Raw genomic sequence first — 12,623 nt, 5'->3', positions numbered from 1 at the left:
GTCGCCAGTGCGGCGTGGTTCGAGCGACAGCAGCCTCCCGCCGCGCGCACATGCCGGAGCAGTCCCATCGTCATCCCTCCCGTGATCCGGTGCCGGCGGTCCCGGTGACGACAGGGTGTACGCGCCCGGCCGGGTGCGTGGTTCAACGCCTCTCGATTTTCTTCGCCGGATCGCGAACGGCGGCTCACAGGGCCTTGCGCAGCCACTGCTCCACGCCGGCGACGTGCACCGTGGCCAGCGCCCGCGCGACGTCCGTCTGCCGGGTGGCCAGCGCGTCGAGGATGGCGTGGTGCTCGTCGAGGGTGCGCCGCAGCGCGCCCTCCTGGGTGAGCCCGCGCCAGACCCGCGCCCGGATGGTCGGGCCGCACATGGTGTCGACGAGGGAGTACAGCACGGAGTTGCCGGCGGCCTCGGCGATGCGGCGGTGGAACTCCAGGTCGTTCTCGACCAGGTCCTCCACGGCGGACTCGTCGGTGACCTTGGCCAGGTGGTCGCGCAGGGCGTCGATGGTCTCCAAGCTGATCTTCTGGGCCGCCAGTGCCGTGGCCGCCGGCTCGAGGATCCGGCGCACTTCGAAGAACTCCAGCACGGTCTTGTCGTGGTGCAGGTCGACGATGAAGCTGAGGCCGTCCAGCAGCGCCTTCGGCTCCAGGCTCGTGACGTACGTGCCGTCGCCCTGCCGGACGTCGAGGATCCTGACCAGGGACAAGGCCCGTACGGCCTCCCGCAGGGAGTTGCGGGACAGCCCGAGCTGGGCTGCCAGGTCCGCCTCCTTGGGAAGGCGGTCGCCCGGCCGCAGTTCACCCGACACGATCATTCCCTTGATCTTCTCGATCGCGTCATCCGTGATCGGCATCGTCGCCCCTCCCCCTACCGGCTCCTCCCGGTGAACGCCACCGGGCCGTTGCGCGTTCCCAACGTCTCTGATCAGCTTAGAGATCCGTGGTCATGTTGTGTGTCGTGACTGGGCGATCCGCCCACCGTGGCGGGGTGACGTGGGCGTGCAGGAAGCCCGCGCCCAGTGCCGCTCCTTTTGGGGCCTGTCTCGAAGCCCCGCTGTCCAACTTCGCGACAGGCCCTGGGCCGATGCCGGCCACCGCTACGCAACGTTAGGGATCCCTGAGCAAACCCGTGAGCCTGCCATGTGGCCCACACCGGCCACACGCGCGGTGGGGGTTGACGGAATAGGCCGGACGGTGGTGACATCGGCAGTCGTCGGTTAGGAAGGTTTCCTAACCAACACCGCACTCGGACATTGCCGACCGGGAGCGCGTCGGGGGCCGCGTACCGCGTCGGCGAAAGGAGACCGACCGTGCCCATTGCCCCGCGCACCCTGATCGCCGCGGCCGCCGCCATGACGGCCGCCCAGGTGGCCCTCGCCGCGCCCGGCCACGCCACTCCGACCGCCGACGCTCCCTCGAGCGCCGCCGCCTCCCCCGGCGTGGCCGTCGCCCCCTACGAGTACCTTGGCTGGGGGAACCCCCAGGCGCCCGCCTCGGTACTGTCCGCGACCGGCGTCAAGTGGCTCACCCTCGCCTTCGTCCTGTCGGACGGCGGCTGCAACCCGAAGTGGGACGGCAGCCGCTCGCTCACCGGCTCCGACAAGACGGCCATCAACTCCATCCGCTCCGCGGGTGGCGACGTCGTCGTCTCGTTCGGCGGATGGAGCGGGAACAAGCTCGGCGAACACTGCTCGAGCGCCTCCGCCCTCGCCGGGGCGTACCAGAAGGTGATCGACGCCTACGGCTTGAAGGCCATCGACATCGACATCGAGTCGACCGAGTTCTCCAACGGGACGGTGCAGCAGCGGGTCATCGACGCGCTGAAGACCGTCAAGTCGAAGAACTCCGGGATCAAGACGTACATCACGTTCGGCACGACGCCGAGCGGCCCGGACTCCACCGGCAAGTCGCTGATCAACCGGGGCGCCAAGGCCGGGCTCGCCGTTGACGGCTGGACCATCATGCCGTTCGACTTCGGCAGCCACAGCGGCTCGATGGGCAGCGTCACGACCGCCGCCGCGGACGGACTGAAGAACGCCGTCAAGAGCGCGTACGGGTACAGCGACTCGGTCGCCTACTCCCACATCGGCATCTCGTCGATGAACGGCAAGACCGACGAGTCCGACGAGACCGTGAGCACCGGCGACTTCCAGACGATCCTGTCGTACGCGAAGTCCCACCACATCGCGCGGCTCACCTTCTGGGCCGTCAACCGCGACCGCAAGTGCGGCTCCGGCGAGAGCGCCGGCGACTCGTGCAGCGGCGTGTCCCAGTCAGCCTACGCCTACTCCAAGATCTTCGCCCAGTACACGGGCTGACGCCCTCGCCCGGCGTGCCTCCGCGTGAGGCACGCCGGGCAGATACATCCAATGTATCTGCCTGAACCTCCATGGCTGGACACACCCGCCCCGGCCACCTGACCACCAATCGAACACCCGGTAGACACGCATCTACCAAAATCCAACAAGTCATTGACAGCGGAAAGGTCGCTGTTAGATTTCCAGCAAAGATCCCATCTTTCCGCAGAGCGGCGGCAGGATCATGAAGAAAACCTTTGCCTGGCTCGGCACGGGCGCGCTCGGCGCCGGGCTGTTGATCGGTACATCCTCGGCGCACGCGGCCGCGCCCGTGCTGCTGAGCCAGAACAAATCCACGACGGCGTCCTCGGAAGGCGGATCGGGGTACGCCGCGAAGTACGCCGTCGACGGCGACACCTCCACGCGGTGGGCGAGCGTACGCGACTCCGACCCGCAGTGGATCTACGTCGACCTCGGCGCGACCGCGCAGATCAGCGAGGTCAAGCTGGTCTGGGACGCCTCGTGCGCCACGGCGTACCGCGTGCAGACCTCCGGCGACCACTCCACCTGGACGGACGTCTACTCGACGACCTCCGGCGACGGCGGCACGGACGACCTGACCGGCCTGAAGGCGAGCGGCCGTTATGTCCGGGTGTACGGCACGAAGCGCTGCCGGAACACCAGCAGCTACGGCTACTCCCTGCAGGAGCTGCAGGTCTACGGCTCGACGGGCGGCGGCGACACGCAGGCGCCGACCACCCCGGGCAACGTCCACTCGACCGGAGTGACCAGCGACAGCGTCACGCTCGCCTGGGACGCCTCGACCGACGACGTCGGCGTGGCCGCCTACGACATCTACAACGACGGCAACAAGATCTCCGAGGCCGCCGGCACCGCGACGAGCAAGACCATCACCGGGCTGACGCCGAAGACGCAGTACCGGCTGACGGTGTTCGCGCGGGACGCCGCGGGCAACGTGTCGCCCAGCAGCACCTCCGTCACGGTGACCACCGCGGCGACCGACGACACGCAGCCGCCGACCGCACCGGCGAACCTGCGCTCCACCGGTGTGACGAGCGGCAGCGTCTCCCTGGCCTGGGACGCGTCCACCGACAACGTGGGCGTCACCGGCTACGACGTCTACAGCGGCGGCACGGCCATCGTCACCGGAGTCAAGACCACCTCCACGACGATCAACGGCCTGGCCGCGAACACCTCCTACACGTTCACCGTGAAGGCGAAGGACGCCGGCAACAACGTCTCCGACGCGAGCAACGCGGTGACGGTGAAGACGGGATCCTCGTCCGGCGGCGGCGTGCCCTCGACCATCACCACCGTCTCGTCCGGCTGGACGATCCCCTGGGGAATGTCCTGGCTGCCGGACGGCTCCGCGCTGATCACCGAACGCGACTCCTTCAAGGTCTTCAAGCTCACCCAGAGCGGCACGAAGACCCAGGTCGGCACCGTGCCGAACGCCATGACGACCGACGGCGAGGGCGGCCTGCTGGGCATCGCGGTCTCACCGAACTGGAGCAGCGACCACTACGTCTACATCATGCACACGGCCTCGGAGGGCAACCGGATCGTCCGGATGACCTACGACGGCAGCTCGCTGAGCGGCTACAAGATCCTCGTCCAGGGCATCAAGAAGAACCGCTACCACAACGGCGGGCGGCTGAAGTTCGGCCCGGACGGCTACCTGTACGCCACCACCGGTGAGGCGCAGACGCCCGACCTCGCGCAGGACAAGACCTCCCTCAACGGCAAGATCCTGCGAATGACCACGGACGGCAAGCCGGCACCCGGCAACCCGTTCGGCACGCTCGTCTACAGCTACGGGCACCGCAACCCGCAGGGCATCACCTGGGACCCGCAGGGCCGCCTGTGGGAGGCGGAGTTCGGCAACAGCAACTACGACGAGGTCAACCTCATCGAGCCGGGCAAGAACTACGGCTGGCCGACCTGTGAGGGGAAGTGCAGCACCGCCGGGATGACCAACCCGAAGGTGCAGTGGCCGGTCGCGCAGGCCTCGCCCAGCGACATCACGTACGCCGACGGCGCCCTGTACGTCGCGGCGCTGCGCGGCCAGCGGCTGTGGCGCATCCCGGTCGACGGCACGACCACCGGCACGCCGGCGGCCTACTACGTGAACACGTACGGCCGGCTGCGGACCGTGGAGACCATCCCCGGCAAGAACGCGCTGTGGCTGTCCACCACCAACTGCGACAACAACGGGAACCAGGCCGACGGCTCGGACAAGGTGTTCCGGATCGACCTGAAGTAGCCCTTCCCCCGAATACGTGACCGCGTCCCCGGTGCGCCAGGGGCCCGGGGGCGCGGTCACCCCGGCTCTGCCGGTCAACCTCCCACACCCAGGAAGAACCCCGCCCATGCGACGACGATCACTGCGCCTTCCGGCCGCCGGTCTGGCGGCGCTCGCCCTCACCCTCACCACCACGGCCGGCCCCGCCCGGGCCGACCTGACCAACCCGCGCCAGGACTGGCTCCGCAACTCCACGGCCGGGCTGTTCCTGCACTGGGGGCTGCGGACGAGCCCCGCCCACACGAGTTGCAGCGCCTGGGAGTCCGACGTGACGAACGGCGGCTGGAGCGCGGACTACTGGGTGAGCGAGGCCCAGAAGCTGCACGCGAAGTACCTCGTGCTCGCGTCGTTCCACAGCCGGCTCGGGTACGCGCGGGCCTGGCCGTCCAAGATCCCCGGCAGCTGCACCACCAAACGCGACTTCCTGGGCGAGCTGATCAGTGCCGCGAAGGCCAAGGGCCTGAAGGTCATCCTCTACATGACCAACGACCCGCAGTGGCACGACGAGGGCGGCCACGAGTGGCTCGACTCCTCCGCGTACTCCAAGTACAAGGGCAAGACCGTCGACCTCACGACCAACGACGGCTTCGGGCAGTTCTCCTACGACAACTTCGTCGAGGTCATGCAGAACTACCCCGACCTGGCCGGGTTCTGGATCGACAACGACAGCCAGTACTGGATCGACCACGGCCTCTACGAGAAGATCCGCCAGGACCGGCCGGACATGCTGTTGTCCAACAACAACGAAGACACGCCGATCATGGACACGGTCAGCAACGAGCAGAAGACCGGCATGACCCCGGCGTACGACTACCCCGCCGCCACCTGGTCCCCCGCGCCCCGGCTCACCGAGGCCTGCTACAAGCTGCCCTCGACCGGCGCCTGGTGGTACGACGGCAGCAACTCCACGGTCGACAAGGCGCTGAACGTCGGGCGCCTCATCACCAACGCCGGCTCCTCCATCAAGTCGCTGATGGCCGAGACGGCACAGGTCAACGGCAAGTTCCCGTCGAACCAGACCTCCTACAACGACTTCCTCAACACCTACCTCGGCCCGATCTGGAGCTCGATCAACGGGACCGAGGGCGGCGGCTACATGTACGGCGGCCTGCAGCCCGGCTCGTGGAACGACGGGGCGTACGGCGTCACCACCATCAGCAAGACCGACCCGAACCTGCACTACATCCACGTGCTGACCAAGCCGTCGACGAGCACGCTGAAGGTCCGCGACAACGGCTACAAGGTCACCGGGGTCACGAACCTGCGCACCGGCGCGGCCATGAGCTTCAGCCAGTCCGGCGGCTCTCTGACCATCACCGGTATCAGCGGCTGGGACCCCTACGACACCGTCTTCAAGGTCCAGACCTCCGGCCGCACCGGCATCTACTCCGGCGTGACCGCGACCGCGAGCGCGTCCAAGAGCGGCTACCCGGCGGGCAACCTCGTCGACGGCAGCTACCTGAAGTGGTGGGACAACAACGGCACCCTGCCGGTCACCATCACGCTCGACCTCGGCTCCGCCAAGAAGGTCGCCTACCTCGGCGTCAACCAGCGCGAATGGTCGGTGAGCTACAAGCGGTCGAGCACCGAGGACTCCGCGCGGATCAAGGCGTACAAGGTCCTGTCCAGCACCGACGGCAAGACCTGGTCGACGGGGAAGTCCGGGACGATGCCCAGCGCCCGCGGCGTGCGGTTCATCGACCTCGGCATCTCCTCCGCGCGCTACGTCCGCCTCGAGGTCGACAGCACCTGGGCCGCGTCCTCGGCCACCAAGTTCTACAAGAAGCTGCTCATCGACGAGATGTGGCTGGGGTCCGACTATGCGTAGTCCGAGAAAGCGCATTCTGGGCTCGAGCTGGCCCGTCGTCGCGTTCACGGCAGTGCTCTGCGCGGCGCTGACCGCGCTCACCGCGCCGGCGTCGGCCACCCGCCCCGGGCGCACCGCCAAGGCGGCCACCGACTGGTCGGTGGCGGTGGTCGACTCGACCATCGCGCGGAACACCCCGGCCAAGATCGGCGGCTGGTCGTACCCGGTCGGGCTGTACCTGTACGGCCAGTACCTCGTCTACCAGCGCGCCCACGACGCGAAGTACCTGTCTTACATCAAGAGCTGGGCGGACCGCTTCGTCGACGCGAAGGGGAACATCGGCCAGAGCTTCGACAACCTCGACAGCATGCAGGCGGGCCGGATCCTCGTCCTGCTGCACCACGAGACCGGCGAGGCCCGCTACCAGACCGCCGCCGCGAAGATCCGGAACCGGCTCAAGACCTACCCGCGGAACTCCGACGGCGCGTTCTGGCACGGGACGTCCAGCAGCCGGGCGCACCAGCTGTGGGCCGACGGGGCGTACATGGTCAACCCGTTCCTCGTCGAGTACGGCAAGGAGTTCGGCGACACCGCCTACACCGACGACGAGGCGACCAAGCAGCTCGTGGCGTACGGCACCCACCTGCAGGTCTCGAACGGCCTGCTGCGGCACGCCTACGACGAGTCCAAGAAGGCGAGCTGGGCGGACCCGAAAACCGGCCTGGCGCCGGAGCACTGGTGCCGGGCGATCGGCTGGTACGCCATGGCCACGGTCAACGTGCTGGACGCCGTCCCGGCGTCCAACGCGCGAAGGCCGCAGCTGCTGACCATCCTGCGCGACCTCGCCGCCGGTCTCGAGCGCTACCAGGACCCGGCCACGGGGCGCTGGTTCCAGGTCGTCGACAAGGGCTCGCAGTCCGGCAACTGGACCGAGACGTCCTGCTCGAGCATGTTCGCGTTCGCGCTGTCGCGGGCGGCGGAGCAGGGCTACGTCGACGCGCACTACAAGGCGGTCGCCGACCGCGCCTACCAGGGCGTGCTGAAGAAGATCTCGCTGGGGAGCGACGGCCGGACGAACCTGACCGACATCTCGGTCGGCACGAACGTCGGCTCGTACTCCTACTACGTCGGCCGGACCCGCGCGACCAACGACTTCCACGGCCTCGGCGCCTTCCTGATCATGAACGAGCAGTTCATCCGGACCGAAGGCGCCGCCCGCTGAGCCCTGGCTCCCCCATCCCGCCTCCTCTCGGAAAGAGCCATGAAGATCCCACTGAAACATCTCGTCCAGGCACTCGCGGCCCTCATCGGGCTGGTCGCCGTCCTCGGGCTCGTGCAGCCGCCCGTGCTCGCCGCGACCCGCGCGGCCGCCGGCACCTTCAACGTCAAGGACTACGGCGCGAAGGGCGACGGCAGCGCCAACGACAGCTCGGCGATCGACAAGGCCATCACCGCGGCCAACAACGCGGGTGGCGGCACCGTGCGCTTCCCGTCGGGGACGTACAAGTCCGCAGGCACCATCCACATGAAGAGCAACGTCACGCTGCAGCTGGACTCCGGCTCGACCATCAAGGGCGCGAGCGGGACCGGCTACGACAAGGCCGAGTCGAACTCCAACGACAAGTACCAGGACTACGGGCACAGCCACTTCCACGACGCGATGATCTACGGTGACAAGCTCACCAACATCGGGTTCACCGGCTCCGGGACGATCGACGGCGGCGGCAACCTGATCACCGGCAACCCGAAGAGCGGGCAGGCCGACAAGATCATCTCGCTGACCCGCTGCACGAACCTCACGCTCAGCGGCATCACGCTGCGCCGCGGTGGCCACTTCGCGGCGCTCATCAACGGCTGCGACCACGTCACGTCCGACCACCTGACGATCGACACGTCGAGCGACCGCGACGGCTGGAACGTCATCAGCACGACCAACGTCGCGATCAGCAACGCGAACATCTCCGCCAACGACGACGCGCTGCCGTTCAAGAGCGACTACGCGCTCGGCGCCAAGCTGCCCAGCGGCCACGTCACCGTCACCGACTCGAAGCTGTCGGCCAAGTGCTGCAACGCGCTGATGTTCGGCTCGGAGACCTGCGGCGACTTCACCGACTACAACTTCTCCCACATCACCATCACCGGCGCGGAGAAGTCCGGGCTGGGCATGGTGTCGATGGACGGCGCGAACATCTCCGACGTCCACTACAGCGACATCACGATGTCCGGCGTGCACTCGCCGATCATGCTGAAGGTCGGCACCCGGAAGCGCTGTGGCAACAGCCCCGGCGTCGGTCACATCTCGGGCATCACGTTCGACAACATCACCGGTACCGGCGTCAGCCCGTCCTTCAGCCCCACCATCTGGGGCCAGTCCGGCGGCAACCAGATCAGTGACGTGACGTTCACGGGCGTCAACCTGACCGTGCCCGGCGGGAACGGCACGATGGGCACCGGCGTCCCCAGCGACAGCGGTGACTACAACCCGAAGAGCATCGGCACCCGCCCCGCGTACGGCTGGTACATCCACAACGCGAACAACATCAAGTTCGTGAACAGCTCGGTGCGGTTCGCCAAGGACGACGGCCGGCCCGCGGTCATCGCCAACGCGGGCAGCGCGATCAGCTTCGACCACTTCACCGCGCAGCGCGGCGGCGACAGCCCCTCCGACCTGCTCTTCCAGGGCATCACCGGCTACTGCGCGACGAACAGCGTCAACACCTCCGGCGGGTCGCTGCGCGTCGCCACCAGCGGCGGCTCGACCCAGACGTGCGGGAGCCGGCGATGAGAGCCCGTCTCGCCGCCTTCGCCGTGGCGGCGGCCACGCTGGCCGTGCCGGGCGCGGCGCACGCGTCGGACAACGGCCTGTCGGTCCGGCCGGCGATGGGCTGGAGCAGCTGGAGCTTCGTCCGCCGCTGGCCGACCGAGGCGAAGATCAAGGCTCAGGCCGACGCTCTCGCGAGCAGCGGCCTGAAGGACCACGGCTTCGTCTACATCAACCTCGACGACTTCTGGCAGAAGTGCGACTCGAACGGCTTCACGGTCGACTCGTACGGCCGCTGGGCCGTCGACACGTCCAAGTTCCCGTCCGGCATCAAGTCGCTCGCCGACCACATCCACGGCGATGGTTTGAAGTTCGGCTTCTACGTCACGCCCGGCATCGCCAAGAACGCCGTCACCAAGAACACCCCGATCGAGGGCACGTCGTACCACGCGAAGGACATCGCGGACACGTCCAAGACGGAGAAGAACTACAACTGCAAAAACATGTACTACATCGACTACTCCAAGGCGGGCGCCCAGGAGTTCGTGAACTCGTGGGCGAAGCAATTCGCCGCGTGGGGGGTCGACTACCTCAAGATCGACGGAGTGGGCAGCGCCGACGTCGCCGACGTCCAGGCGTGGGACAAGGCGCTGCGCGCCACCGGCCGTCCGATCAACTTCGCGCTGTCCAACAACCTGCCCATCGCCAACGCGACGACGTGGAAGAAGCTGGCCAACAGCTGGCGCACCCAGGGCGACGTCGAGTGCTACTGCGGGTCCGGGTCCAACGGCAGCGGCTACCCGCTGACGGACTGGTCGCACGTGTCCAGCCGGTTCGGGACGGCCGCGTCCTGGCAGCAGTACGCCGGGCCGGGCGGCTGGAACGACCTGGACTCCCTGGAGATCGGCAACGGTGACCAGGCCGGCCTGACCGCCGACCAGCGCCGGTCGATGTTCACGCTGTGGGCGATGGCGGCCTCGCCGCTGCTGCTCGGCACCGACCTGACGGCCCTGGACGGCACTGACAAGGCGATGCTGACCAACGACCGGCTGATCGGCGTCGACCAGGACGGCGTCGCCGCGAGCCGGATCGTGAACAGCGGCGTCAAGCAGGTCTGGCGCAAGAAGGAGTCGAACGGCGACTACGTCGTGGCGCTGTTCAACACCGGGACCTCCGGCAACTCCACCGTCAGCGTCACCTGGTCGCAGGTCGGCTTCTCCGGCAGCGCGTCCGTCACCGACCTGTGGAGCGGAAAGACCACCGGAACGGTGGCGGACTCCTACAGCGCGACCCTCCGGCCCGGAGAGACGCGCCTGGTCCGCGCCCATCCCCTCTGAACCGTCCATCTGCCCGTGGTGGACCGGCCGTCCCAGCCCCTCGCGACGGCCGGTCCACCCCACCTTGTCCGAAACCGAGTACCCATGAAACTGCTCATCCCTGGGAGCGACCGACGATGCGTTCGAAAGCGGCGGCGCTGCTCGCCGTCCTGGCCCTCGCCCTCACCATGGGGGTGACGTCCTCGGCACGGGCCGAGCTCTTCAACCCCCGCCAGATCTGGCTGCGCAACTCCACGGCCGGGCTGTTCCTGCACTGGGGCATGCGCACCAGCCCCGGCTACACCGACTGCGCCGCCTGGGAGAAGGCGGTCACCGACGGCGGCTGGGACCCGGCCTACTGGGTGCGCGAGGCGCGGAAGCTGCACGCGTCGTACCTGGTGCTGGCCAGCTTCCACAGCCGGCTCGGCTACTCCCGGCCCTGGCCGTCGAAGATCCCGGGCAGCTGCAGCACCAAGCGCGACTTCCTCGGCGAACTCATCACGGCGGCCCGCGCGAAGGGCCTGCGGGTCATCCTCTACATGACCGATGATCCGAAGTGGCACGACGAAAGTGGTCACGAATGGCTTGACTCGGCTGCCTACTCGGCCTACAAGGGCAAGAGTGTTGATCTTACGACGCGGCCCGGCTTCGGCGAGTTCAGCTGGGACAACTTCGTGGAGGTCATGCACAACTACCCGGGCCTGTCCGGGTTCTGGATCGACAACGACAACGAGTACTGGGAGCAGAACGGCCTGTACGAGCTGATCCGCAAGGAACGCCCGGACATGCTGCTGTCCAACAACAACGAGGACACGCCGATCATGGACACGGTCAGCAACGAGCAGAAGACCGGCATGACCCCGGCGTACGACTATCCCGCCGCCACCTGGACGCCGATGCCGCGCCTGACCGAGGCCGATTTCAAGCTGCCCACGAAGGGCGCCTGGTGGTACGACGGCAGCGACTCCGACATCGACTACCCGCTCAGCGTCGGGCGATACATCACCAACGCCGGTGCCTCGATCAAGAACCTGATCGCCGAGACCGCGATGGTGAACGGGAAATTTCCCGCCAAGCAAGAAGCTTTCAACGACTTCCTCGACAAATACCTTGACCCGATCTGGGAGTCGATCCACGGCACCGAGGGCGGCGGGTACATGTACGGCGGGCTGCAGCCCGGCGCCTGGAACGACGGCGCGTACGGCACGGTCACGGTCGCCAAGGCCGACCCCTTCCGGAACTACCTGCACGTCCTGACCCGGCCGTCGGGTGACACGCTCACCGTCCGCGACAACGGCTACCGCGTCGCCCGCGTGACCGACGTACGGACCGGGCGCCGGTTCGCCTTCACCCAGGCGAACGGGCGGGTGACCATCTCCGGCATTACGAACTGGGACCGGTACGACACGGCGTTCCGCGTCGACCTGGCCGGCCGCGAGGGCCTGTACCGGCACGTCGCCGCCACCGCGACCGCGTCCGCCGACGGCCACCCGGCCGCGAACCTCACCGACGGCAGCTACCTGAACTACTGGGACGCCAACGCCACCGTGCCGGTCTCGATCACCCTCGACCTGCGGCGGCGCGGCCCGGTCCGCTTCCTGGCGATCAACCAGCGGGAGAACTCCCCGACCCACAACCGGGAGACGTTCGGCCGCAAAGAGGACTCCGCTCGCATCAAGGATTACCGGGTCTACGTCAGTGATGACGGCGTGACCTGGGGCGACCCGGTCAAGACCGGGGTGCTGGAGAGCGCGAAGGCGGTGCGCTTCATCGATCTGCCGACGGCCACCACGGCGCGGTACATCAAGTTGGAGGTCGACAGCACCTGGGCCGCCGAGAGCGTGCCGGCCTTCTTCAAGAAGCTCGCCATCGACGAGATCCACGTGGGCTGGGGCTCCCCCACCGGCCGCGGAGGCGCTCGATGAGAGACGTCCGGCGGGCGCCGTCCGCCGGAGGCACGGATGTGCCGCGATCGAAGGGATGGTGACGATGGCAGACATCCACGGCAAGGGCAAGCACCGGGGAAGCGAGCAGACGACCTGGAGGAAGCCCGACTACGAGATCGTCGAGACGTCGATGGAGGCGTCCGCGTACTTCCTGTCCACGCGGTAAGACCC

The 12,623-nt window shown here is 67.9% G+C and carries 9 protein-coding genes; 8 read left to right on the top strand and 1 reads right to left on the bottom strand.

Annotation, left to right across the window (positions count from 1 at the left end):
- Positions 1-184: 184 nt before the first annotated feature.
- Positions 185-856: a FadR/GntR family transcriptional regulator gene (locus AB0I04_RS18995; RefSeq protein WP_360886013.1), complete on the bottom strand. Its 672-nt coding sequence runs from the start codon at positions 854-856 to the stop codon at positions 185-187.
- A 456-nt stretch (positions 857-1,312) separates the two neighbouring features.
- On the opposite strand from AB0I04_RS18995, the gene AB0I04_RS18990 reads away from it, so the two are divergent.
- The 8 genes from AB0I04_RS18990 (at position 1,313) to pqqA (ending at position 12,618) form a co-directional block, all read left to right on the top strand.
- Positions 1,313-2,320 carry a chitinase gene (locus AB0I04_RS18990; protein ID WP_360886011.1) on the top strand — a complete coding sequence of 336 codons (1,008 nt, stop codon included), beginning with the start codon at positions 1,313-1,315 and terminating at the stop codon, positions 2,318-2,320.
- Between the two features lie 223 nt (positions 2,321-2,543).
- On the top strand, positions 2,544-4,583 hold the full coding sequence (locus AB0I04_RS18985; protein WP_360886010.1) for a PQQ-dependent sugar dehydrogenase: 2,040 nt from the start codon (positions 2,544-2,546) through the stop codon (positions 4,581-4,583).
- Positions 4,584-4,689: 106 nt separating this feature from the next.
- Positions 4,690-6,450, top strand: a complete 1,761-nt coding sequence (locus AB0I04_RS18980) for an alpha-L-fucosidase (protein ID WP_360886008.1) — start codon at positions 4,690-4,692, stop codon at positions 6,448-6,450.
- The gene (locus AB0I04_RS18975; protein ID WP_360886007.1) at positions 6,443-7,651 is read left to right on the top strand and encodes a glycoside hydrolase family 88 protein; all 1,209 of its coding nucleotides are present in this window, start codon (positions 6,443-6,445) and stop codon (positions 7,649-7,651) included. Before AB0I04_RS18980 ends, AB0I04_RS18975 begins: the two co-directional genes overlap by 8 nt.
- Positions 7,652-7,690: 39 nt before the next feature.
- Positions 7,691-9,214, top strand: coding sequence for a glycosyl hydrolase family 28 protein (locus AB0I04_RS18970; protein ID WP_360886005.1), 1,524 nt, complete (start codon positions 7,691-7,693; stop codon positions 9,212-9,214).
- Entirely contained in the window at positions 9,211-10,527 is a 1,317-nt protein-coding gene (locus AB0I04_RS18965) for a glycoside hydrolase family 27 protein (protein ID WP_360886003.1), read from the top strand. The genes AB0I04_RS18970 and AB0I04_RS18965 overlap by 4 nt, the downstream gene beginning before the upstream one ends.
- A 116-nt stretch (positions 10,528-10,643) precedes the next feature.
- The gene (locus tag AB0I04_RS18960) at positions 10,644-12,431 is read left to right on the top strand and encodes a discoidin domain-containing protein (RefSeq protein ID WP_360886001.1); all 1,788 of its coding nucleotides are present in this window, start codon (positions 10,644-10,646) and stop codon (positions 12,429-12,431) included.
- 64 nt (positions 12,432-12,495) lie between these two features.
- Positions 12,496-12,618, top strand: coding sequence for a pyrroloquinoline quinone precursor peptide PqqA (gene pqqA, locus AB0I04_RS18955; protein WP_360885999.1), 123 nt, complete (start codon positions 12,496-12,498; stop codon positions 12,616-12,618).
- The last annotated feature ends 5 nt before the right edge of the window (positions 12,619-12,623 follow it).

This window comes from Actinoallomurus sp. NPDC050550 (assembly GCF_040655075.1).
Taxonomy (GTDB): domain Bacteria; phylum Actinomycetota; class Actinomycetes; order Streptosporangiales; family Streptosporangiaceae; genus Actinoallomurus.
Note: the sequence above shows the minus strand (reverse complement) of the source record. Positions and strands in the feature narration are given on the sequence as shown.